The 23,221-nt window shown below is 59.0% G+C and carries 20 protein-coding genes, 1 tRNA gene and 1 pseudogene; 12 read left to right on the forward strand and 10 right to left on the reverse strand.

From position 1 onward, the window contains the following. From ACTRWH_RS19915 to fhuF, 8 genes and pseudogenes are all read left to right on the forward strand, one after another. On the forward strand, positions 1 to 2,344 hold a 2,344-nt coding region (locus ACTRWH_RS19915; protein ID WP_462826773.1), incomplete at its 5' end, for a condensation domain-containing protein. A 149-nt stretch (positions 2,345 to 2,493) separates the two neighbouring features. After that, positions 2,494 to 4,671, forward strand: a complete 2,178-nt coding sequence (locus tag ACTRWH_RS19920; RefSeq protein WP_085681519.1) for a TonB-dependent siderophore receptor — start codon at positions 2,494 to 2,496, stop codon at positions 4,669 to 4,671. Between the two features lie 116 nt (positions 4,672 to 4,787). Next, positions 4,788 to 6,794 carry an iron ABC transporter permease gene (locus ACTRWH_RS19925; RefSeq protein ID WP_454544846.1) on the forward strand — a complete coding sequence of 669 codons (2,007 nt, stop codon included), beginning with the start codon at positions 4,788 to 4,790 and terminating at the stop codon, positions 6,792 to 6,794. 8 nt (positions 6,795 to 6,802) lie between these two features. After that, the gene (locus ACTRWH_RS19930) at positions 6,803 to 7,732 is read left to right on the forward strand and encodes an iron-siderophore ABC transporter substrate-binding protein (RefSeq protein WP_085681518.1); all 930 of its coding nucleotides are present in this window, start codon (positions 6,803 to 6,805) and stop codon (positions 7,730 to 7,732) included. Positions 7,733 to 7,812: 80 nt separating this feature from the next. Continuing rightward, positions 7,813 to 8,019 (forward strand): MbtH family protein, encoded by a 207-nt coding sequence (locus tag ACTRWH_RS19935; RefSeq protein WP_075196014.1) that lies wholly within the window; start codon positions 7,813 to 7,815, stop codon positions 8,017 to 8,019. Between the two features lie 5 nt (positions 8,020 to 8,024). Further along, positions 8,025 to 9,044 (forward strand): TauD/TfdA family dioxygenase, encoded by a 1,020-nt coding sequence (locus ACTRWH_RS19940; RefSeq protein ID WP_085681517.1) that lies wholly within the window; start codon positions 8,025 to 8,027, stop codon positions 9,042 to 9,044. Between the two features lie 32 nt (positions 9,045 to 9,076). Further along, positions 9,077 to 9,667, forward strand: a pseudogene (locus ACTRWH_RS19945) (GNAT family N-acetyltransferase); the annotation flags it as partial. Positions 9,668 to 9,704: 37 nt separating this feature from the next. Then, positions 9,705 to 10,475 (forward strand): siderophore-iron reductase FhuF, encoded by a 771-nt coding sequence (gene fhuF / locus ACTRWH_RS19950; protein ID WP_085681515.1) that lies wholly within the window; start codon positions 9,705 to 9,707, stop codon positions 10,473 to 10,475. A 49-nt stretch (positions 10,476 to 10,524) separates the two neighbouring features. On the opposite strand, the gene ACTRWH_RS19955 is transcribed toward fhuF, so the two are convergent. The 10 genes from ACTRWH_RS19955 to ACTRWH_RS20000 all read right to left on the reverse strand — a co-directional run bounded on the left by ACTRWH_RS19955 (position 10,525) and on the right by ACTRWH_RS20000 (position 18,990). Next, on the reverse strand, positions 10,525 to 11,292 hold the full coding sequence (locus ACTRWH_RS19955; RefSeq protein WP_075196011.1) for an ATP-binding cassette domain-containing protein: 768 nt from the start codon (positions 11,290 to 11,292) through the stop codon (positions 10,525 to 10,527). Positions 11,293 to 11,350: 58 nt separating this feature from the next. Further along, positions 11,351 to 12,079 carry a 4'-phosphopantetheinyl transferase family protein gene (locus ACTRWH_RS19960; protein ID WP_085681514.1) on the reverse strand — a complete coding sequence of 243 codons (729 nt, stop codon included), beginning with the start codon at positions 12,077 to 12,079 and terminating at the stop codon, positions 11,351 to 11,353. Between the two features lie 21 nt (positions 12,080 to 12,100). Continuing rightward, on the reverse strand, positions 12,101 to 13,192 hold the full coding sequence (ychF, locus tag ACTRWH_RS19965; protein ID WP_075196009.1) for a redox-regulated ATPase YchF: 1,092 nt from the start codon (positions 13,190 to 13,192) through the stop codon (positions 12,101 to 12,103). A gap of 36 nt (positions 13,193 to 13,228) precedes the next feature. Beyond that, positions 13,229 to 13,816 (reverse strand): aminoacyl-tRNA hydrolase, encoded by a 588-nt coding sequence (gene pth, locus ACTRWH_RS19970; protein ID WP_041333474.1) that lies wholly within the window; start codon positions 13,814 to 13,816, stop codon positions 13,229 to 13,231. 30 nt (positions 13,817 to 13,846) lie between these two features. Further along, a complete protein-coding gene (locus tag ACTRWH_RS19975; RefSeq protein WP_036205694.1) occupies positions 13,847 to 14,500 on the reverse strand; it encodes a 50S ribosomal protein L25/general stress protein Ctc in 654 nt (217 codons plus the stop codon). 155 nt (positions 14,501 to 14,655) lie between these two features. Further along, positions 14,656 to 15,606 (reverse strand): ribose-phosphate diphosphokinase, encoded by a 951-nt coding sequence (locus ACTRWH_RS19980; protein ID WP_036205696.1) that lies wholly within the window; start codon positions 15,604 to 15,606, stop codon positions 14,656 to 14,658. Between the two features lie 52 nt (positions 15,607 to 15,658). Further along, positions 15,659 to 15,733, reverse strand: a tRNA-Gln gene (locus ACTRWH_RS19985). A gap of 19 nt (positions 15,734 to 15,752) precedes the next feature. Beyond that, positions 15,753 to 16,610 carry a 4-(cytidine 5'-diphospho)-2-C-methyl-D-erythritol kinase gene (gene ispE, locus ACTRWH_RS19990; RefSeq protein WP_075196008.1) on the reverse strand — a complete coding sequence of 286 codons (858 nt, stop codon included), beginning with the start codon at positions 16,608 to 16,610 and terminating at the stop codon, positions 15,753 to 15,755. Then, positions 16,607 to 17,245, reverse strand: a complete 639-nt coding sequence (gene lolB / locus ACTRWH_RS19995) for a lipoprotein insertase outer membrane protein LolB (RefSeq protein WP_462826774.1) — start codon at positions 17,243 to 17,245, stop codon at positions 16,607 to 16,609. Before lolB ends, ispE begins: the two co-directional genes overlap by 4 nt. After that, the gene (locus ACTRWH_RS20000) at positions 17,242 to 18,990 is read right to left on the reverse strand and encodes a tetratricopeptide repeat protein (protein WP_085681513.1); all 1,749 of its coding nucleotides are present in this window, start codon (positions 18,988 to 18,990) and stop codon (positions 17,242 to 17,244) included. Before ACTRWH_RS20000 ends, lolB begins: the two co-directional genes overlap by 4 nt. Before the next feature lie 231 nt (positions 18,991 to 19,221). Here ACTRWH_RS20000 and hemA point away from each other — a divergent pair, with 231 nt between their 5' ends. Genes hemA through ACTRWH_RS20020 form a run of 4 tightly spaced genes read left to right on the forward strand, consistent with a single transcriptional unit; the run spans position 19,222 to position 23,182 of the window. Beyond that, positions 19,222 to 20,511: a glutamyl-tRNA reductase gene (gene hemA, locus ACTRWH_RS20005; RefSeq protein WP_007155284.1), complete on the forward strand. Its 1,290-nt coding sequence runs from the start codon at positions 19,222 to 19,224 to the stop codon at positions 20,509 to 20,511. Further along, complete coding sequence (gene prfA, locus ACTRWH_RS20010) at positions 20,508 to 21,593, forward strand: peptide chain release factor 1 (protein ID WP_085681512.1); 1,086 nt, start codon at positions 20,508 to 20,510, stop codon at positions 21,591 to 21,593. The genes hemA and prfA overlap by 4 nt, the downstream gene beginning before the upstream one ends. Next, complete coding sequence (gene prmC / locus ACTRWH_RS20015; RefSeq protein WP_085681511.1) at positions 21,586 to 22,437, forward strand: peptide chain release factor N(5)-glutamine methyltransferase; 852 nt, start codon at positions 21,586 to 21,588, stop codon at positions 22,435 to 22,437. Before prfA ends, prmC begins: the two co-directional genes overlap by 8 nt. Further along, on the forward strand, positions 22,424 to 23,182 hold the full coding sequence (locus ACTRWH_RS20020) for a HesA/MoeB/ThiF family protein (protein ID WP_085681510.1): 759 nt from the start codon (positions 22,424 to 22,426) through the stop codon (positions 23,180 to 23,182). Before prmC ends, ACTRWH_RS20020 begins: the two co-directional genes overlap by 14 nt. The last annotated feature ends 39 nt before the right edge of the window (positions 23,183 to 23,221 follow it).

Raw genomic sequence — 23,221 nt, forward strand, 5'->3', positions numbered from 1 at the left:
TGTCTCGCGAACGAAACAGCATCAGAGGCCAGAAGGCGCGCGCGAGGTCCTGCTGGCCGAACTGTGGGCCGCAATGCTGGGAGCGGCTGAGGTCGGCAGGAATGACAGTTTCTTCGAGCTGGGTGGTGATTCCATCCAGTCCCTGGAGCTGATCACCCGTTTGCGTCAGTTGCGCTGGCAAGTGACACCGAAAACCGTGTTCCTGAAACCGCGACTCTCGGAGTTGGCCGCTGCTTTGGAGCCGATAACGACGTCAGCCTCCGAAACTGCAAGGGCCGAAGGCCTTGTGCCACTGACACCGATTCAGGCCCATTTTTTCGAGCAGCCTCTGCCTGATTATTCCCATTGGAACCAGTCGGTATTGCTTGAGGTCATTCACCCGCTTGACGAGGAACTGCTGCGGCGAGCGGTTGCGGCGCTGATCGAACACCACGATGTCCTCCGCCTGGGCTTCCACCGTGAACGGGATGTCTGGTATGGAAACTACCGGGCTACAGAGTCCGTGGACCGGCTTTTCAGTGTCGTGGTGCTGCCAGACGAGGGTTTGGTGACGACGACTTGTGACCGAATACAGCGCAGTTTCGATCTCGAGAACGGCCCCCTTGCAGCCATTGTGCTGATGACACTTCCGGACGGTGGGCAGCGACTGTTGGTCAGCGCCCATCACTTGATTGTTGACGGTGTCTCCTGGCGGATTCTCCTGGACGATCTCGGCGAAGCCTACCGGCAGGTTGCCGAGGGAAGGGCAACTGATGCTCGGCTACCGCGCGCTACTTTCCAGTCCTGGGCCAATCACCTCCGCGAGCGTGCCGATCAGGGAGCATGGCAGCAGGAACTGGCGTATTGGGAACGTTTTTCCACTGCCCCTGAGCCCTGGCCGGTGGACAATCCGGCGGGCAGCCGGGCGACACGGTATGAGGAACTCTGCGAGTGGAGCCTGTCCGCCGGTCAAACCCGAACGTTGCTCCGTCAAACCCTGGCGGCGTTTGAGGCGGGCATGGACGATGTCATGCTGGCTGCCCTGGCGGAGGGGCTGCGGGCATGGGGTGGTCTGCAGCGACCCATCGTCGCCGTAGAGGGTCATGGCCGGGAAACCGACGATGCAGCCCTCGATCTGAGCCGCACACTGGGTTGGTTTACCAGCCTGTATCCGGTTCAGCTCGAACCCACAGGCAATCCGTTATTAACCCTAGACGCGACCCGCCATCTGCGTGCCGGGATTCCGGGCAAGGGACTCGGATACGGTGCCCTTCGATACCTGGGCGACCCTAAAACCCGTTCGCGTCTGAAACGCCTGCCGGAACCGGACCTGGCATTCAATTACCTGGGTCAGTTTGACGACACCCTTGCGAGCGGTCGTTTTAGATTGGCGCCGGAGTCGGCGGGTGAGTTGGTGGACCCCGATGCGCCCCTCGGGCGGGAGCTGGAAATAAACGGCCAGGTCTATCAGGGGCAGTTGACGCTCAGTTGTCGCTACAGTGGTCAGCGATATCAGGCTTCCAACGTCCAGCGGCTGATGAGAGCGATTGGCCTGGCTCTGGAAACCCTGGTGGCCGGCACATCGGAGGCATTACCGGCGGAGGCCGAGCGGCCGTCGGCGGGTAAGCTGAATCCTCTGATTCGTCTTTCAGAGTCGCGTGGGACAGCACCGCAACTATTCTGTCCGCACCCGGTCAGCGGCACGGTGGTTGGCTACTATCCGCTTGCCTCACGATTGGCGGGCGACTGGTCGGTCTGGGGTTTTCAGAATCGACAGATTCTTGATTCAAGCTGGCGCGACCGGTCACTGGCCGCGATGGCAAGGGACTACGTGAAGGAGATGCTGGCGCTACAACCCCAGGGGCCATACTACCTCCTTGGTTGGTCCATGGGTGGTGCGCTGGTGCTGGAAATGGCGAGCCTGTTGGAGCGCCTGGGCAGGGAAGTGGCCTGGGTCGGCCTGATCGATGGTTATATCCCCGGGGCTGGCCACCGGTCCGTCGAAAACAATCCCGAATCATCCCCTGAGGGCGTCGCCCAGGATGAGTGGCAGCAATTGCTGGATGTGGAAAGGCATATGCGCCGGCTGGCAAGGGCCCATGAACGGGTCAAACCACTTCGGGCGCCAGTGCATGCGTGGTGGGCAAAGCAGTCACCAGAGAGCAATGACAATGCAGAAGCGCTACTGACCGCCTTTATCGGCTGCAAACCTGCCAGCTCGGTGTGGATCGATACTCACCATCTGGGAATTGTACGCCATCCGGAATTTCTTGAATCGATGCCCCGTTCGTTGGAAGCGAACTCCAATTCCACGGTCGGAGCCGATGGTATGAAAGTGGGGCGTTCAGGCGAACCAGTGGGTTAGGCCTTAACAGGCATTGAATATAACGCATTTTCTAATGTAAATAGGAATTGTTATCGTTGAGTTTAAAATTAAATATGCTTAAGATAGCTTCAGCTTCAGGTAAGGCGCCGGGTTTTGGCGCTTTTGTCACATTCAGTAGGGAATCAGTTATGACGTTTAAGGAAAACGGCTTATCCGCCTTCCGAATCAGTCTGCTTGCGGCTGCAGTAGGCACCTCTGGCCACGCCTTTGCCCAGGACGAGAATAACGCAACGGAACTCGAGGAAATTCAGGTCACCGCTGAGAGGGAAGGGCCGCAGGGACCTGACTATGGCTACGAGGCGGAACGAAGCCTGACGGCGACCAAGACGAACACGCCGCTGGCTGAAACACCGCGGTCGGTTTCCGTTGCTACCAGGGAGCGCATCGAAGACCAGAATGCCCAGACGTTGTCCGATATTCTCTACTACATGCCGGGTGTTTCCTCGACCAAGTTCCCGGTCGGTGATGGTCTTGCCGGTGACATTTTCTATATTCGCGGTATGAACCAGCGCGACTACGGCTACGGTACCTACCGCGATGGCCTCAGGGTTCAGCCCAACGCCTACTCCACCTCGGCAGAGCCCTTCGGGCTTGAGCGGGTTGAGGTGTTCAAGGGCCCCACTTCCGTACTGTACGGTGAGAACGTGCCGGGCGGACTGGTGAACCTGGTGAGCAAGCGTCCCACTGAGACCGATCAGGGCCAGGTAAACCTGAGCTACGGCACCCATGACCGCAAACAGGTATCCGCTGATATTTCCGGTGCGATGACCGATGATGGCAAGGTGCTGGGGCGCATGGTGTTCCTGAGCCGGCGATCCGATACCCAGACCGACAGCGTGCCGGACGACCGGCTTTACTTTGCACCGTCCATGACCCTGAAACTGACCGATCAGGACACCCTGACACTGCTGGTCTCCTATCAGAAAGACGATACCGAAATTCAGTTGGGGCTACCGGCAGGCGGAACCGTGTTGGATCACCCCGCCGGTCAAATCGACCCGTCCACCAATCTTGGTCATCCGGAGTGGGATACCTTTGATCGTGAGGTCTGGTCACTGGGCTATGAATACGAGCACCAGTTCAATTCTGACCTGACCTTCCGGCAGAACGCCCGTTACCTGCGTTCCCGTGTTGAGCGCAAGGAAGTCTGGTGGGGGTTCCCTGGGGATGGGTTTGATGATTTCGTGGGTGCGTATGGCCGTGACCGGTTTAATGAGTCGCGTACCTATTCCATCGACAACCAACTGGTTGGAGATCTGCAGATCGGCGCTACCGAAAACACCTGGCTTGCCGGTGTGAGCTTTGATCGCACCAGTTTTGATCAGACCCAGGATGTCGGTTTCAGCGATATTCAATTTATCAACATCTATGACCCGGTTTGGGCCCGGATCCCGGGTACCCCGACCACCTCCAGCGACGGTGAGGAAATTCAGAACCTGGCTGGTGTTTATGCACAGGTGCAGAGTCGGGTCGGTAACCTGATCGGGCTACTGGGAGGGCGTTTTGATTACGCCGAAACTGAATTTGATAATCGTCTGCCGGGAGGCGAGGACTTCGACTTCAACGACAAGGAGTTCACATGGCAGGCCGGCCTGATGTACGAGTTTGATTTTGGCCTTTCGCCTTACCTCAGCTATTCCACTTCGTTTGTGCCAGCTCGCCAGACTACGACGGATAATGAAGCCCTGGAACCGATCACAGGTCGGCAGTATGAAGCCGGCTTCAAGTACCAGCCGCCGGGCTTGGATACGCTGGTGACCGTTTCGGCGTTTGATATTGTCAAGAAGGACGACGTCAATTATGACGGTTCCATTGGTGCCTATCGGAACGTCGGCCGTACGGAGTCCGAGGGTGTCGAGTTTGAACTCAACAGCGACATCAACGAGAACCTGAGCCTGCTGGCCACCTACACCTACACCGACGCAAAGATCGTCGAAGATGAATCCTTCCCTCGCTATGAGGGTAGGCAGGTCGTGGGCGTCCCGCGCAACCAGGCTTCGCTCTGGGCCAACTACAAATTCTTCGAGGACCTGTTGCGTGGCGTGGAAGCTGGCGTCGGTGTGCGCTATGTCGGCGAGTCCTACGCCTACCCGTCTGATACTCTCGCCTACCCGTCACGACTGGAGACCGACGAGGTCACTCTGGTGGACCTGGCTCTGGCCTACCAATTCCTTAATGGTTGGGAGACCCGCGTGAACGTCCACAACCTGTTTGACGAGGAATACGTCGGCGAATGTAACAATGCGGCGCGTTGCTACTATGGCGCTGAGCGCACCGTTCAGGGCACGGTTTCCTATAACTGGTAGTGCCTGAGCCGGCGATGTGCTGACGGCGGTCGTGCCTTCCTGCGGCTGCCGATGCCATCGCCGGATTCTCTGCACCCTGATGAATGGATGTTGGTGTGACTGCGGTGAATCAGCAAATTGAAGGTGGCCAGGTCAAGGCGACGAACCGCCGACTGTGGCTGGCGACCGGGGCGGGAACCCTGGCCTTGATAGCCCTGCTGTTATGGCAGGGCTTTTTCCGTTATCCGATGCCGGAGGCCGGCGCCTGGTTGACCCCATGGCAGTCGTCGCCGTCCCTCGATGGCCTGCTGCTCTGGTGGGCACAGTTACCCCGAGTTGTTGCAGGCCTGATTGTCGGTGCGGGATTGGGTATTGCCGGCGCCCTGATGCAGTTGATTACCCGCAATCCGCTGGTGTCGCCGGATCTACTTGGTATCACGGCGGGCGCCCAGTTTGGGGTCATCCTGGGGATGATGCTGCCAGCGGCGTTTGCCCTGCCGCTGGTCTTCCTGGGTGGTCTTGTGGCCGCGATGCTGACGTTCTTTTTTGCCGGCGGCAGTCGTACGACGCCGCTGCGCCTGGTGTTGGCCGGCATGGCCATGGCACAGATCCTTTACGCGCTGTTGACGCTGTTGCTCACCCTCAATGAACGGGCGGCCTTTGTGGTGGCGATCTGGGACACCGGGTCACTCAGCCAGTTCGGTTGGGCCCGGGTGCAACTGGCACTGTGGATGGTGCCGCCATTGCTGCTTGCTCTTGCGTTGCTGCGGCGACCGCTGAACATGGCTTTGTTGGGAGATGCCCAGATGCGGGTGCTGGGGCTGTCACCCCGCATGCTTAAAGCGGTGGTTATCCTGATAGGCACTCTGCTGAGCGCGCTGGCAATTCATATCGCCGGGCCGCTGGGGTTCATTGGTCTGGTTGCGCCGAACCTGGTGCGCTACGGATTTGGCGTACACTGGCCATCACGGGTGCTGCCGCTGGCTGCGCTTTGGGGCGGGGTCCTGACGTTGTCCGCGGATGTTGTGGTGGCTGCTGTGGCGGAGGTGATGGAACTGCCTCTGGCGACCTTGTCGGCGGTTCTTGCCGGCATCGCGGTCATGCTGTTGTTGCGGTTGACCCGCAGCCGCCAGTTTCCGGTTCAGGCAGCCCTGGGGTCAGGGGAGCCTGCCGGGAAAAAGCTCTCCGCCGTCGCGATCGTGGTGATATTGACGATGATGCTGGGCGGTGGGCTGGGTTATGGCGTGCTAGGTGGCGACGCCATCAGCCTGACCATGCTATTGGCGGGGGATGGAGTGGCCTGGCAGTTGCTGGACCTGCGGTTGCCCCGGCTGATGGTGGATGCCGCCGGGGGCGCCTTGTTTGCCTCCAGTGGTCTGATTCTACAGGGAGTAACCCGCAACCCACTGGCGAGCCCCAGTGTGTTGGGGGTCAGCCAGATGTCCGCACTGGCGGTGTTGGCCGGGATCATGCTACTGCCCGAACTCGCACCGGGCTGGCGCCTGCCCTTCGCCTGGCTTGGGGCGACCGTGGCACTGACCGTCGTCATTCTGCTCAACGTTCGTCATGGTCTCGAGCCCTTGCGGCTGATTCTGACAGGCTTCGCTCTGACCGGTGTTGCTGCGGGGCTCACCAGCCTGTTGATTGGCTTTCACTCCCTGAACATAACGCTCGCGCTGATCTGGATGGCTGGAAGCAGCTACGCCACTACCTGGGGTGATGTATGGGTGTTGTTGCCCTGGTTGTGCATCGGCCTGGTGCTGGCGATGTTGGCGCGTCGGTGGCTGGACCTGCTGGCCCTGGGAGATGGGGTCGCGGACAGTCTGGGTGTGGGCGCCGCCCGTAAACGCCTGCTACTGCTTGTGCTGGCCAGTTTCATGATTGCTGCGGCTGTCAGTGTGCTTGGGCCGGTGGCTTTTGTTGGGCTGCTGGTGCCTCATGCTGTGCGGTTGCTGGGCTTCTATGGCTATCGGGATCGGCTGATCGTGACGCCATTGATGGGCGCGGTTTTGCTGATCCTGGCGGATGTGGGGGGGCAGCGATTGTTGTCACCGCTGGACGTGCCACTTGGTGTGATGACCGCCACCATAGGGGCGCCGATTTTCCTGGTGCTCCTGACCCGAACCTACTTTCGTAAAGCATGAGAGCCGGAATGACGTTAATTGCAGCCATTGCACTCTGCCTCGTATCCCTAGTCGCCAACGCCGAACCACCGAAGCCCATCGTGGCCGCGCAGTCAGAGACGATTCCCGACGAGCCTCTGCGGATCGTCAGTCTGGATGATCTCACCACGGAGATTCTGCTGGCGCTGGGTATACAGCCGGTGGGTGTTGCCAACCCGGACAGCTATCGCTGGCAGGGCAAGCCTCTGGCTGACAGTCTGGATGGCGTGGAATCCCTGGGAACGCCGCAACAACCCAACCTGGAACGTTTGGTCGGCCTGCAGCCAGACCTGATTCTGGGTGTGTCCAGCCTCCATGTCAGCCTATTTGACCGCCTTGACCGGCTGGCGCCCACAGTGATGTATCGGGTCTCCCTGGAACCGTCACCCCGGGATGCCGTAGACGTTGGAAAGGCGATTCTGGGGCACCTGGCGGCCCTGACAGGGAGAGAGGCTGAGGCGGAGGTGGTTGTTGCCCGGCTGGAACAGGTCCTGGATAAGGGAAGGCGAGTGGCTCGTGAAAGGGGGATGGCCGGAGAGCCCATCGCAGTGCTTTACCCATTGGCAGAGCAGGGGCTGTTTATTGTTTCGAATGAACAGACGCTGGTCGTCAGCCTGGCGAACCGGCTGGGCGGCACCAATCCCTGGCCATTGCGGGAAGGCCACACCATCCACCAGCGGATTGAAATCCACGCGCTTGCCCAGGCACCCGATGCCCATATCTTCATGATCGGCAATTTCAGTGGAGCACCGATGTTTGAATCTCCGCTCTGGCGAGCTCTGCCGGCGGCGCGGAAGCATCGCTACGGCTTCCTGGCAACCAACTACTGGTCGTTTGGTGGGCCGCTGACCGCCACCGTCATCATGAAGCAGATGATTGATGTGATGAACGGGATGGGCTCAGACAGGCCGTCGCCCTAAATTTCCGGGTGCCCCGTTCGTCTTGGAGAGTATGGGAGGGGCGGTCTGCCCCTGCAGTTACAGGTCAGGCGAGGTACGTCATGAGTTTCGATAGCGAGAGCACCATTTTTCAGGTTGTCATTAACCACGAAGAGCAATACTCCATCTGGCCGAGCTACAAACCCATTCCCGAAGGCTGGAAAGCGATAGGCGTGGAGGGGGATAAGGCCTCCTGTCTCGCGCACATCCGTGAAGCGTGGACGGATATGCGTCCCAAAAGCCTGCAGGATGCGATGGCCGGAGGTTGACGCCGATGAATTCCATCACGGCCAGAACAGCGCCTGAGGCGTTGGCCATCGAGGACGGTGTTCCGCTCAAGGTCAGCCCGCTCACGCCGGATACCGGCCTGGAGCAGGTTGCTGGAGCAATTCGGGAGCTGGTCGAGCACCGACTGGAAAAAGACGGTGCCATCCTGTTTCGCGGCTTTTCAGCGCCCGGCGTTGAGGGCTTCCAGTCGTTTGCCGGTTCTTTTGGTCATCCGCTGCTCAGTTACGAGTTTGGTTCAACGCCACGCAGCCAGGTGACCGGAAAAGGTGTGTATACCTCAACGGAGTATCCGGCTCACAGAAGCATTCCACTGCATAACGAGCAGGCCTATACCACCGAGTGGCCAATGCGGATCTGGTTCTATTGTGCTCGGGCGGCCGAGCAGGGCGGGGAGACCCCCATCGCGGACAGCCGAGAGGTCTATCGCCGGATCGATCCGGCCCTGCGCCGGCGTTTCAGTGAGCGGGGGCTGACTTACGTCCGCAACTATGGCAACGGCCTTGATGTGGATTGGCAACAGGTGTTCAACACCGACAGTGCCGAAGCGGTTGAGGTTTTCTGCCGACGGCAGGGTATTGACGTAACCTGGAAAGACGATGGTTGTCTGCGCACGGCTCAGCGCTGTCAGGCAGTTGCCCGTCATCCCCGTACCGGCGACAAGGTGTGGTTCAATCAGGCGCACCTGTTCCACTTGTCGGCGCTGGATGAGGAAATGCAGGCGATCCTGCTGGAAACCGTGGGCGAGGACAATCTGCCCAGAAACGTTTACTACGGCGATGGCGGCGCCATTGAGTCCTCCGCCCTGGAGGAAGTCCGGGGTGTTCTGGATGAATGTCGCGTGGTCTTCCCGTGGCGCAGCGGCGACATCCTGATGCTGGACAATATGTTGATGGCCCATGCGCGGGAACCCTTCGCCGGCCCCAGGAAAGTCGTCGTTGCAATGGCCGAGGGGCATGGGCTTTCCAGCAATCCACAGAACCCGGCGCTTCGGGAGGAGGTAACGTGAGTACAGCAGATGCTTTGGAAAACCCGGGTGTTCCGATACGACCGCAAAAACCCGTTGGCGAGGTGTACCGCCGCCATGATACCCAGTTGTGCAGTTGGATTTCTTTTCGTACGTTGGATATCCGGGAAGACCTGGCGCGCTTCAATCGTTGGCAGAACTCCCCCAGGGTCGAGTATTTCTGGGAGGAGAGCGGGTCGCTGGAAGAGCATCGCAGACATCTGGAGGTCCTCGCGAAGGACCCCCATTGCCTGCAACTGATCGGCTGTTTTGATGACGAACCGTTTGGTTTTTTCGATGTCTATTGGGCCCAGGAAGATCGTATCGGGCCCCATTGTGAGGCCGGATTGCATGATCGTGGCATCCACATGCTGGTCGGGGAGGATCACCACCGTGGCCCTCACAAAGTGGCGTGCTGGCTGCCGTCCCTGGTGCACTACCTGTTTCTGGATGAACCCCGGACACAGCGTATCGTCTCCGAACCTCGGTCCGACAACGACCGTATGATTCACCACCTTCAGAATACCGGCTTTGATCGGGTCCGGGATTTTGATTTCCCCCACAAACGAGCCGCGCTCATGTCACTTTCGCGGGAGCGCTTCTTTGAACGGTCTTCGATGTGTTAGGTTCCTTCCTCTCAAACAGCTTTACGCAGCCTGATTCATGACTATTCGTGCGCTTGCCCCCCTGTTCGTCGGGGATTTCGAACATTACCGGGACATACTGGTTCTGCCGGATGATCCGCGGCCAGCAATTCCTGTCCGGGAACTGATAACCACCGATGGCCTGGCGTGGCTGTTGGAACATTATCGCCGCTTTCAGCCAGGTGATGACCGGCGGGCATTGGTTTCCCAGTGGTCCCGCACATACTTCGTGAAGCTGATCGTGCCGACTGTGGCGGCGAACATGGTGCTGGGGCATGAGCTGCCAGTGGCACTCGACAAGCTTGAGGTGATTCTGGGGGATGACGGCTTGCCGGAAGCCTTCCGGCTACCCCATGAGGGACAGCCCTTTGCGAGCAAGCCCGAAGGGCCTTTCGAACGCTTTAAGGAGCTGCTGGACGGCAACTTCGAACCACTTATCGAGGGCTGGAACCAGCAGGTAAAGCTGTCCAGGAAGGTGTTGTGGAACAATGCCGCCAATTATGTTGAGTGGTTGGTTCATGCCATGGCTGGCCTTGGATTGCCGGCGGAGATGCTTGCTGACGGCAAACAGCTGATTGAATCAGAGCGCCGCCCGGATGGTGGCAAAAACCCGATGTTCAGCCCGGTACGCTATGTGGAACGCTCATCCGGGCCTTCGCCCCTGCGTCAGCGGCGTCAGTGTTGTATCCGTTACCGGCTGCCGGAGCTGGCGCTGTGTGAGAATTGTCCCCATATTGATAAACCGCCTAAAGGGGCCCGGCTTCCGGAAAGCCTGGTCGAGCAGGCCTGAGCAGAACAACCAATCGGTTTAAAAGCGTCAGGGTACCAAACGGCGGGGTTCAGGCGATGGCAATGTGTGCCCCATCGTTATGAGGGTGAGGCATGACAGACATGGAAATACCGTAGATGGATTCCAGTGTGCTGGTGTTCATCAGCTCTTTGGGCGCACCCTGCGTCAGTAACTTTCCGCTGTGGAGTGCGACCAGGTGGTCACAGTAGGTGGCGGCCATATTGATGTCGTGCAGAACCACAACGACACCCATGTCCAGCTCCCTGCCCAGGTTGCGAACCAGCGACAGGACTTCCACCTGGTGGGCAATATCAAGTGCGGAAGTGGGTTCGTCCAGCAGCAGGTACCGGGCGTTCTGGGCGATCAGCATGGCCAGCCAGACCCGCTGGCGCTCGCCCCCAGACAGTTCATCGACGTTGCGGTGGGCAAACTGTTCCGTATCCGTCAGTGCCATGGCTCGGTTCACCTGGGCCCGGTCTTCGGCGGAAAAGCGTCCGAGTGCGCCATGCCAGGGGTAGCGGCCGAAACGTATCAGATCGATAACACGCAGGCCTTCTGTCGGTGGCAGCTGTTGCGGCAGGTAAGCGATCTGCCTCGCCAGGGGTTTGTCGCCCCACGATTCCAACGGTTTACCCTCAAGGGAAACCTGGCCTGATGTCGGCGTCAGTTGGCGGGCGAGCAGTTTTACCAGCGTGGATTTTCCAGAGCCGTTGTGCCCGATCAGCCCAACCACCTGACCATGCTTAATGGTCAGGTCGATCGGATGGAGCAGGGTCTTTCCATTGATCTGCCAACTGACGGCGTCCAGTTTAAACATAGTGCCTCTGGCGGGAGATTGAGAGAAACCGTGATCCTATCTCAAATGGTAATGGTTATCAATTGTGGTGGTTGGCGGGAACCACGATCAGGCTGATCAGGCGGTCGTGCTCCTGCACGAACCGGGCTTCCAGTTCCGTATTCGTAGGCCACTGTTCGGAAAGGTGGGTGAGCAGGCGCAATCGTGCTGTGCCATCCGGGTCCCATGACAGCACTTCCGCGTGCTCGAAGTAGAAGCGCTTCTGAACCAGCGGATACAGCGCCTTGAAGAGCGTTTCCTTGAGGCAGAACACCAGAGTGATGAAATGCCCTGCATGATTGGCCAGTTCCGAACGAAACCGTGTCTGCTCTGAAGGGGTCAGGATTTGCCGGCAAAGCGGTAGGGCGCGTTCATCGGGCATGATGATTTCCGCATCCAGGCCAACTCCGGCGTAGTCGATCTGCTGGCCAATCACCGCCGCAGCCCAACCCTGGGTATGGGTGATTGAGCCTACGCAGCCGGTTGGCCATACCGGCGCCCGGTCATCGCCGAGGGCTGGCACCACCGGTTGCCCCGTGGCGCGCAGTAAGCCTTCGCGGGCGCAGAAACGGCCAGCCAGGTATTCCGCCTGGCGTTTGGCAACGGCCCTTTCCACGGACGGTGGCGGAACGATGTCACTGATCGTAAAGTCGTCCGGTTTGAGGTTATCAGGATCAAAATCCAGGCTGATCAGCTCAAGCCCTGGCAACGATTGCGGCCAGGGCCACCGGTCATCCGGGGTACTGCAGCATGCTGGCAGGAGGCTCACTGTCAGAACGCTCCAGCGCGGTCAGACATTGAACCGAAAGTGGACAACATCGCCGTCCTGGACGATGTATTCCTTGCCCTCAAGGCGCCACTTGCCGGCTTCCTTGGCTCCGGCCTCACCGTTGTACTTGACGAAGTCATCGTAGCTCACCACTTCGGCGCGGATGAAGCCGCGTTCGAAGTCGGTATGGATCACGCCTGCCGCCTGTGGTGCGGTAGCGCCCACTTTTACCGTCCAGGCGCGGACTTCCTTCACCCCTGCGGTAAAGTAGGTCTGAAGGTTCAGCAGACCGTAGCCGCCGCGAATGACCCGGTCCAGGCCAGGCTCGTCCATGCCCATTTCTTCCAGGAACATGGATTTTTCGTCGTCTTCCAGTTCGGAGATTTCGGCTTCTATCTTGTTGCAGATAGGCACCACAACTGCGTTCTCGGATTCCGCAATCTTTTTCACGGTGTCCAGGTGAGGGTTATTCTCGAACCCGTCTTCGCTGACGTTGGCGATGTACATGGTTGGCTTTACGGTGAGCAGGCAGAGTTCGCGGATCAGTGCCATCTTCTCTTTGTCGAGATTCATGCTGCGAACCGGTTTGCCTTCGTTCAGCACGGGAAGCAGGGTGTCGAAGACTTCAAGCTGAGCTTTGGCCTCTTTGTCGCCGCTTTTTGCGACTCGCTGAACCCGTTTGATGGCCTTCTCGACGGTTTCCAGATCGGCCAGGGCCAGTTCTGTGTTGATGATTTCGATATCCGACGCCGGGTCAATCTTGTTGGCGACGTGAATGACGTTGTCGTCCTCGAAGCAACGCACCACATGGGCAATGGCGTCGGTCTGACGGATGTTGGCCAGGAACTGGTTGCCCAGGCCTTCGCCTTTCGAGGCACCTTCTACCAGGCCGGCGATATCCACGAATTCCATTGTGGTTGCCACCACCTTTTCCGGCTTTACGATGTCAGCGAGCTTGTTGAGGCGGGGGTCGGGCATGGCCACGACGCCGGCGTTAGGCTCAATGGTGCAGAAGGGGAAGTTTTCCGCGCCAATACCGGATTTGGTCAGTGCGTTGAACAGGGTGGATTTGCCGACGTTGGGAAGGCCGACGATGCCGCAGTTAAATCCCATGGAATGCCTCTGCTGGTGCTGGAAAATTTGGGCGGATTATACCGGTTTGAAGCTGTGCAAGCGATTCATCGCAGCGGGAAGTTTGCCGCTGGCAGCGTCCGGCAGTACGCGAATGATTTCGTCGATCAGGGCGTTGAGTTCTTCGGTTTCCCGTTTGCCCAGGCGGCCGAGAACATAGCCTGTGACCTGGCGGCTGTCGCCGGGGTGGCCGATGCCGATGCGCAGGCGCTGGAAGTCGTTGGTGCCGAGGTGAGCAATGGTGTCCCGCAGGCCGTTGTGTCCACCATGGCCGCCGCCTTTTTTTAGCTTGGCGGTACCCGGGGGCAGATCGAGCTCGTCGTGGGCAACCAGAATCTGTTGGGGCTGAATCTTGAAGAAGTCCGCCAGTGCCTTGATGGAGAGGCCACTGCGGTTCATATACGTGGAAGGGTTCAGCAGGTGCAGGTCGAGACCCTGAAGCTGAATTCGGGCGTAGAGCCCGTGGTATTTCTTTTCGGGGCGGAGCGACTGGCCCGTTTCACGGGCCAGTGCTTCCACGAACAGGGCACCGGCGTTGTGGCGGGTATTCGCATAGTCGGGGCCGGGGTTACCCAGTCCCACCACCATGAGGATATCCTGTGCCATCTGCCGTTGCCCTCATTCGTACAGGAGCGATTACTCCTTGTCTTCGCCTTCTTCACCCGCTTCGCCGTCTTCGCCTTCGTCAGTATCTTCTGTCTTGGCAGCGCGCGGCTTGTGGATTGCAACGACTGGCAGGTCGTGGTCTTCACCCTGCAGCAGAGCCGCAATACGAACGCCTTTCGGCAGTTTGAGGTCGCTCAGGTGAACAACCTGGTCCATCTCCACGGCAGTCATGTCGACTTCGAGGAACTCAGGCAGGTTCTGCGGCAGACAGATCACTTCTACTTCGTTGATCTGGTGGTTGGCAACGCCGCCCTGGAGCTTGATGGCCGGTGCAGTTTCTTCGTTCAGGAAGTGCAGCGGTACGTTAACGTGGATTTCGTGATCCTTGTCAACGCGCAGGAAGTCAGCGTGGGTCAGCAGCGGCTTGTACGGGTGACGCTGCAGATCCTTCAGGATCACGCTTTCTTTCTTGCCTTCCAGTTCGATGGTCAGAATGTGTGAGAAGAAGGCTTCGTTTTCCAGAGCTTTTTTCAGCTCGTTGTGCCAGATGGAAATCGAAACGGCTTCTTTCTTCCCGCCATAAATGATGGCCGGAATTTTACGCTCCTCACGACGCAGGCGGCGGCTCGCACCTCTCCCCTGATCGCCACGAGGAAATGCTTCGATAAGAAATTCCTGAGACATGGTTATAACCTCAATTTTCACCAGAGCGGCCCGCGACCAGGTCCTGAACCGGTGATATTTTCGATATGCCGGCTGTTTTCCGGCGGACTAAACAGACCGGGAGCCCACTGGGCTCCCGGTCTGGATTCTTTTCACTAAATCAGGTGGTTAGCTGATCAGGCGTTCTCAAACATCGCGCTGATGGACTCTTCGTTGCTGACGCGACGAATGGATTCCGCAAGCAGTCCAGCCATAGTGAGGATGCGGATCTTATCACAATTACGCGCTTTGTCACCCAGTGGGATGGTGTCGCAGACAACCAGTTCGTCCAATTCGGAGGCGTTGAGGTTGTCAACAGCCGGGCCTGAAAGGACGGGGTGGGTGATGTAGGCGACCACGCTGGCGGCACCATGCTCCTTAAGAGCGTTGGCGGCTTTGCAAAGCGTGCCGGCGGTGTCGATGATGTCGTCCACCAGGATACAGGTCTTGTCCTTTACATCACCGATGATGTGCATGACCTGCGACACGTTGGCCTTGGGACGGCGCTTGTCGATGATGGCGAGGTCGGCATCGTCCAGTCGCTTGGCAACGGCACGGGCACGAACAACGCCGCCAACGTCAGGAGATACCACTACGAAGTTCTCAAAGCGCTGCTTCTCGATATCCTCAAGCATGACCGGGGTGGCGTAGATATTGTCCACCGGAATGTCGAAGAAGCCCTGGATCTGGTCGGCGTGGAGGTCAACGGTCAGGACCCTGTCAACGCCGATGCTGGAAATCATATCTGCAACCACTTTGGCACTAATGGCAACACGGGTGGAGCGAACACGGCGATCCTGGCGGGCATAGCCATAGTAAGGGATAACCGCGGTAACCCGGGTGGCAGATGCACGGCGCAGTGCGTCGGCCATCACGATCAGTTCCATCAGGTTATCGTTGGTGGGGTTGCAGGTGGGCTGAATGATGAAGACATCATGCCCGCGAACATTTTCGTTGATTTCAACGGTGGTTTCACCATCGCTGAAGGTTCCAACGGTGGCCTGGCCCATGGGAATGTGAAGTTTCTGGGCGATGGCCTTGGCAAGCTCCGGGTTGGCGTTGCCAGTAAAAATCATCAGTTTGGACACGACGGCATCCTTCTCGGTATCGGCGTTTGATTCAGAAGAAGCGGGAGAAAGGTGGCTGGGGTGGCAGGATTCGAACCTGCGCATGACGGGATCAAAACCCGTTGCCTTACCACTTGGCGACACCCCAGTATCGTGCTTTTTTGGCATCATTTCAGCTCTGTCAGCTTTTTGTGAAGTGGTGAAATGTTCACCCCTTGAGCTACGAACCCCGTGATGCCGGAGGGTTTGCTTTCCCAGATAATCCGGGCTGCGGATTCTGTCGGGAAACGTCCAAATATGCAAGCCCCGGTTCCGGTTAATCTTGCAGGTCCGAATTGTGCAAGCCACTCCAGGCTTTGATGAACCTCAGGATACAGTCTTCGAACTACATCCTCACAGTCGTTTCGGTACCTCGAGGCGTCTCCCTCAAAAGCGGGCGCTATTTTGATTCCGGGGGTATCCCTTGTCAACCCTTGCTCGGAAAAAATCTCTTTGGTGCTTATATCGCAAGGTGGTTTTATAACCAGAAACCAGTCTTCTGGTGGGTTGGCGTCGGTGAGTCGTTCGCCCACGCCTTCGCCCCAGGCTGCATGTCCGCGAACGAATACGGGCACATCGGCACCCAGGGACAGGCCCAGTTCAGCCAACTCGTCCAGGGAGCGGTTCAGGCCCCACAGGCGGTTCAGCCCCACCAGTGTGGTGGCGGCATTGGAGCTGCCACCGCCCAGGCCACCGCCCATGGGCAACTGCTTGTCGACTGCAATACTGACACCGGGAGTCGTATGACCTGCGGTTGCCGCCAGTTGTCGCGCAGCACGGACAATCAGGTTTTCCTCGTCGGGCACCCCGGGCAGGGGTTGCTCAAGGACGATTCTACCATCGGTGCGTGCGGTCAGGGTCAGGGTGTCGCCATAATTCAGAAACTGAAACAGGGTTTGCAGTTCATGGTAGCCATCCGGTCGACGCCCGAGAATATGCAGGAAGAGGTTCAGTTTTGCCGGGGAAGGCAGAACCAGGCTGTTCACCGGCTGTCTCCATCGGTCTGGTTCCAGCTGGTAACCACCACCCTCACGCGCTTCTCGCCCTTGGCCGCCGTGATACGGGCGGGCAGATGAGGGTAGCCCTCTATGAATGCTTGCCAGCGGTCGTAGCGGATCTCCCAGCCCAGTTGGCGTATGACGGCCAGTTGACCCTTGTCGTCGAAGAACAGCCGGAAGTCCCCGTCAGGGCCGGGCAGGCCCCGTATCCACCAGGCCAGGCTGTCAATGGGGAGCAGCCAGCCGGTGGCGGCGTTGACCAGGGACTCCGGGTCGCCGGACTGGTAGCGCTCGCCGTTGGGAAGTGTGAGTTCGATGAACCCGGGAACGCCTTCAAGGGTAGTGCGGCCCATACCGAGGAACGATGATGACAGCGCCAGTTCGTACGTTTCCCGGTCCTGTTTCCAGTAGTTGATGACGGCGGTGCCGCTGTCCGAGGGCTGGCGAACGGCGAGTTTGCCGGTCAGTTCCCAGTGCTGAAGCTGGTCAAGTCGGGCACTGGTCTTGCGCCAGTCGGCCGGTGGCTGTTCAGTCAGGCCTTCGGGAAGTGGTTCAACTGTCAGTGAGCTACAGCCGCTCAGAACCAGGGCGGCGAACGTCAGCGCGATAACCGATAATTTCACAGGGACGGCTCCCCGGTCAGCCTTTCAACAGTTTCAGTCAGTATCGGGTGGTCCGGGTCCTGCTCGAAGCCTTCTCTCCAGATCGAGCGGGCCTGTTCCTGATTGCCGGTTTGCCAGAGCGCTTCGCCGTAATGAGCGGCTACTTCCGGGTCAGCGTAGGCCTCCCAGGCACGTGACAGATAGCTCAGTGACTCGTCGGTGTTGCCCTGCAGATACAGTACCCAGCCCATGCTATCGAGTATGGCAGGGTTCTCCGGATCGATGGCCAGGGCTCTCTCAATATAGTCCCTGGCTTCATCGAGTCGGTCCGTGCGGGTGGTAAGGATATAACCCAGCGCGTTGAGTGCCACGGCGTTGTCGGGCTGTTCCTCGATGATTGTTCTCAGATCGGCTTCGGCCTGCTCTGGCTTATCCATGGAGTCGAGCAGCATGGCACGGGCGTAGCGAATGCGGACATTGCCAGGGAAGGATTCCAGGGCTTCATTGGCCGCCTGAAGGGCTCGCTCGTCATGATCCCGATCCAGCAGGAGATTGATTTCCAGCAGGCGGAAATTCTCGTCCTGGTCGGGGTTGTTCTTGCGGATCTCGCGAATGTCGGCCAGGGCCTCGTCCAGCTCTCCCTGTTCCGCCATCAGTTCGCTGGCACGGGCCAGGGCCGGGAAAAAGTAATTACCTTTCTCGACATTCCTGTAGTAGCCGATGGCCTGCTCGTTTTCGTTTTCCTCGTCGGCAATCCGGCCCAGGTAGTAGTGAGCCTCATCGCTGTGGTGGCCTTGTTCGATCAGGCGTGTCAGTTCCTCCTCGGCCAGCGCGATCTGATCGTTTTCAAGCGCGACCAGGGCGTAGGAGAGCCGCAGGCCGGGAACGTCGGGGAAGCGGTTAACCAGCCGGCGGAATTCGTTCTGGGCGGTTTGCAGCTCACCTTCGCCGATCAGCATGCGGCCGTAGAGGGTTCCCATCTGGCGATTATCGGGGAATTGTCGTGTATTCGCCCTCAGGTGATCCAGGGCCTGCTGTTTCTGGTTGGTCTGGTAGAGCAGGTCGCCCTTGAGTATCAGTGCTGGCTGGAAATCCGGCTTGCTGTCCAGAAGGGGTTCCAGTTTGGCGAGGGCTTGCTGGGGCTCGCCCGTCACCTTCAGTAGAAGGGCAATGCTGTATTGCAGTTCCGGGTTGTCAGGGTGGCGCTGCTCCAGTTGCTGGTATAAGTCGAGCAGTTCCTGCTGTTGTTCCGGCGGCAGGTTTCCGGCCATCGCGGCAAGGCTGTCAAAATCCGCGTCGCCGCCCAGATCCATGATCTTTTCCATGTGGCCCAGGGCGGTCTCCAGTTCGTTCTTCTTCACGGCCTGGATGGCGGAGATGCGATGTGCCTGCATGTTGTTCGGGGCTACCTCCAGCCACAGCGCCGCCAGTTTCTGCTGCGCGTTATCGGCGTTCAGTGACTGGGCAATGCGCATGGTCCGCTCAATCACGCCCAGATCGCGGGATTGCTGTGCCGCCTTCATGTAATTGACAAGGGTGACGTCGAATCGGCCCCGTTGGGCGGCTATCTCGCCGGAAAGCAGCAGGTACAGTTCTTCCGGTTCGAAATCGGCGTAACGGATGTCCGCTGACGGTTCCGCGGATGATGCAGTGGCGTCATCAGGCGACGAGGTGGATTGCGATTCCTGGTTGTCCTGGAGAAAAGCGCAGCCGGACAGGGAAAACCCAAGCAGGCAGGTACCAAGCAGTAATGCAGACTTATGCATGCAACATCCCATGATCTGTGTACGATGCACCTGATCGGCCGGAGAAGGGTCTGGCGGCGGTCTCAGATGTGGCGTAGTGCGACGAGGCTCTATGATGGCACAAGCGCTTGATATTGCCCAACCTGTCAGCAGTTGCCGATATCACGATGGTTATGGGTGGCGACACTGGCTCCCGATCGTTAAAATGGCGGTATCGAACCGTCGTCAAAGATAAGGCAGTCTAACCCCGATATGGCACTGGTCACCCTCGGAATCAATCATCGCACCGCACCGGTAGAGTTGCGTGAGCGCGTCGCGTTCACGCCCGAGCGTATGGCCGAGGCGTTTGCCGAACTGCGTGCCACTTCCGGCGCCAGCGAGGCGGCGATCCTGTCTACCTGCAACCGCACCGAACTGTATCTGGCCGGAGATGACGACTGTGCCCCGGCGGTATTGCGGTGGTTGGCGGGGTTTCATGACATGGAGGCGGCAGACCTGGAAGACGTGCTCTACGTACATCGGGACTCAGACGCCGTGCGCCACATCATGCGGGTTGCGTCGGGGCTGGACTCCATGGTGCTTGGAGAGCCGCAAATTCTCGGCCAGCTCAAGGACGCCTATGCCCTCGCTCGCGAGCATGAAGCGAGCGGTGCGTTCCTGTCCCGTCTGTTCGAACATACGTTCTCCGTTGCCAAGCGGGTGCGCACGCAGACTGCTATTGGCGAAAACCCGGTGTCGGTGGCCTACGCTGCAGTCAGCATGGCGCACCACATCTTTGCGGATATGTCCCGCAATCGAGCCTTGCTGATTGGCGCCGGCAAAACCATTGAACTGGTCGCGAGGCATCTGGCCGACGCTGGCGTGAAAAACTTCCTGGTCGCCAATCGTACCCTGGAACGTGCCCAGGCGCTGGCGGACTCCCGTGGCGGGCAGGGCATTATGCTCTCCGACATTCCAGAACACCTGGCGAATGTGGACATCATCATTTCTTCCACTGCCAGCCCGTTGCCTATCCTTGGCAAGGGCGCCGTGGAGCGTGCGCTTAAAAAGCGCAAGCATCGTCCCTATTTCATGGTGGATATCGCCGTTCCCAGGGATATCGAACCCGAGGTGGGTTCCCTGGCTGATGTCTATCTCTATACCGTTGACGACTTGCGGCAGGTTATCGAGGAGAACGTTCGTTCCCGAGAGGGCGCCGCGCGGGAAGCCGAGAACATGGTTGCTGATGGCGTACAGCAGTTCCTGAGCCAGCTACGGGCCCTGGATGCTGTCTCCACCCTCAAGCAGTTCCGTCAGCGGGCCGAAGCCCTGAGAGACGGGGAGACCGAAAAGGCCATTCGCGCCCTGCGTAATGGCGCAGACCCCGAAACCGTGATGCGAAGCATGGCCCGGGGGTTGACCAACAAATTACTGCACGAGCCGTCCATCCAGGTCCGCAAGGCCACCACGGAGGGCAGAACCGAAGTCACTCAATGGCTCAGAGAGCTGCATCAGCTTGATGTGCTGGATGCCGACGCGCCCATCACCCCGGAAAAACTATGAAGTCATCGATTCAGTCCCGCCTCGAGCAGCTTGTTGACCGCTTCGAGGAAGTCAGCGCGTTGCTGAGCGATCAGGGTACTATTGCCAACCAGGATAAATTCCGCGATCTGTCCCGGGAATTTGCCGAGATTGAACCCATTGTTCACTGCTTCCAGGCATGGCAGAAATCCCGTGACGATGTTAAGGAAGCCACTGAACTGGCCCGCGACGGTGACGCCGACATGCGAGCCATGGCGGAAGAGGAGTTGGGCCTGGCGGAACAGAAGAGCGAGGAACTGGACGAAGAGCTCCAGCGCCTGATGCTGCCCAAGGACCCCAACGATGGCAAGAACGTATTCCTGGAGGTTCGTGCCGGCACCGGGGGCGATGAGGCGGCGATTTTTGCCGGTGACCTGTTCAAGATGTACATGCGTTATGCCGAACGCCAGCGCTGGCAGGTTGAGGTTATCAGCGCCAACGATGGTGAGCACGGCGGTTACAAGGAAATCATTGCCCGCATTGCTGGTAGTGCGGTCTATGGGGCACTGAAGTTTGAATCCGGTGCCCACCGGGTACAGCGGGTGCCGGAGACCGAATCCCAGGGCCGAATTCACACCTCCGCCTGCACGGTAGCGGTGATGCCGGAGGCGGATGAAACCGAGGCCGTTGAAATCAACAAATCCGACCTGCGGGTGGATACCTTCCGAGCTTCTGGCGCCGGCGGTCAGCACGTCAACAAGACTGATTCGGCGATTCGTATTACCCATATTCCCACGGGCATTGTGGTGGAGTGTCAGGAAGAACGCTCCCAGCACAAGAATCGGGCCAAAGCGATGAGTTTCCTGGCATCGCGCCTCCAGAATGAGGAAATTGAACGCCAGCAGAAAACCATGGCGGCCACCCGCAAGAGCCTGGTGGGCAGTGGCGACCGCTCAGAGCGAATCCGCACCTATAACTTCCCCCAGGGGCGGGTGACCGACCACCGCATCAACCTGACGCTGTACAAGCTGGATGAGGTTATTTCCGGCGATCTTGATGCCGTCATCATGCCTTTGCAGCAGGAACACCAGGCCGACCTGTTGGCCTCCCTGGCTGATGATTGACAAACCCCTGGCCTGTGAGGCGTTGCTGACAGAAGCTGCCGGGCTTATTGGCGGTGATTCTCCGCGCCTCGATGCTGAGCTACTGCTGGGTTATGTGACGGGTTGGTCCCGAACCACTTTCCGGGCCTGGCCCGAGCGTGAGGTGGACGTGGCCCTGGTTGCCCGCTTCAGAACCCTTGTGGAACGACGCTGTGAAGGCCACCCGATTGCACACCTGCTGGGCGAACAGGAATTCTGGTCACTCCCGCTGAAGGTCAATCCATCCACACTGATTCCCCGCCCGGATACTGAATGCCTGGTGGAGGCAGCGCTGGCGCTGGATTTACCGAGAAATGCCAATGTGCTGGATCTTGGTACCGGCACGGGTGCCATCGCACTGGCTCTGGCCAGCGAGCAACCCGGCTGGCGGGTTTCCGCCTGCGACGCCGTCCGGGAAGCAGTAGACCTGGCGACCGACAACGCCGACCAGTTGGGCCTGCCGGTGACGGTGCGACAAAGTAACTGGTTCGAGGATTTACCATCAGTTGCTTTTGATCTCATCGTTTCCAATCCACCGTACATCTCAGGGAATGATGTCCACCTGGGAGAGGGCGATGTGCGCTTCGAGCCGGCGTCGGCCCTGGTGGCCGGCGATGACGGCCTTGACGATATCCGGCGGATAACCGCCGAAGCCCCCGCTTGGCTCTCGCTTGAGGGCTGGTTGATACTGGAACACGGCTATGAACAGGGAGCGGCTGTGCGGCAGCTTTTTACCGATGCGGGATTGACCTGTGTGGAAACCCGCCAGGACTACGGCCGGCGTGACCGCTTCACCCTTGGGAGAAAACAAGATGCTGAACGATGAGGAACTGCTGCGCTACAGTCGCCAGATCCTGATGCCCCGGTTTGATATCGCAGGCCAGGCCAAGCTCAAGTCCGCGAGAGTGCTGGTGGTCGGTGCTGGCGGTTTGGGTTGCCCAGTAGCGCTCTACCTCGGGGCCGCCGGGATTGGCCACATGACGCTGATCGACGACGACCAGATCGAGATCGCCAATCTGCAGCGCCAGATCGCATTCGAACAGTCCGACCTGGGTGAATCCAAAGCCGAACATCTGGCTGACCGCGTTAGGCGCATAAACCCCGATGTGTCGGTGACAACCCTTACTGAACGCCTGGAAGGCGATGAACTTCAGCGGCAGGTAAACTCGGCGACCCTGGTGGTCGACTGCACCGACAACTTCAATACCCGCTTCGCCCTCAACCGCGCGTGTGTTGCTGCCCGCGTCCCACTGGTATCTGGCGCAGCCATTCGTGGGGAAGGGCAACTGTCGGTTTATGACGTCCGCGATGACAGCAGTCCCTGTTACCACTGTCTTTACTCAGAACAGGGCAACGAAGACCTGACCTGTTCCGAAGCTGGTGTTATCGGCCCCCTCGTTGGCATGATCGGCGCTTCCCAGGCAATGGAAGCCGTGAAAGTCATCACCGGTGTCGGCAAACCGTTGATTGGGCGCCTGCTCATTCTTGACGTCTGGCAAATGGAGTGGCGGGAAATGAAACTCGCCAGAGACCCAGAATGTCCAGTCTGCAAAAGCAGAGAGTCAGCATAAGGCGGGCTGGGGGAAGGCTCTGCCAAAACCGTGCGGAGC

It is taken from the genome of Marinobacter sp. G5_S1_61_S3, assembly GCF_054968585.1.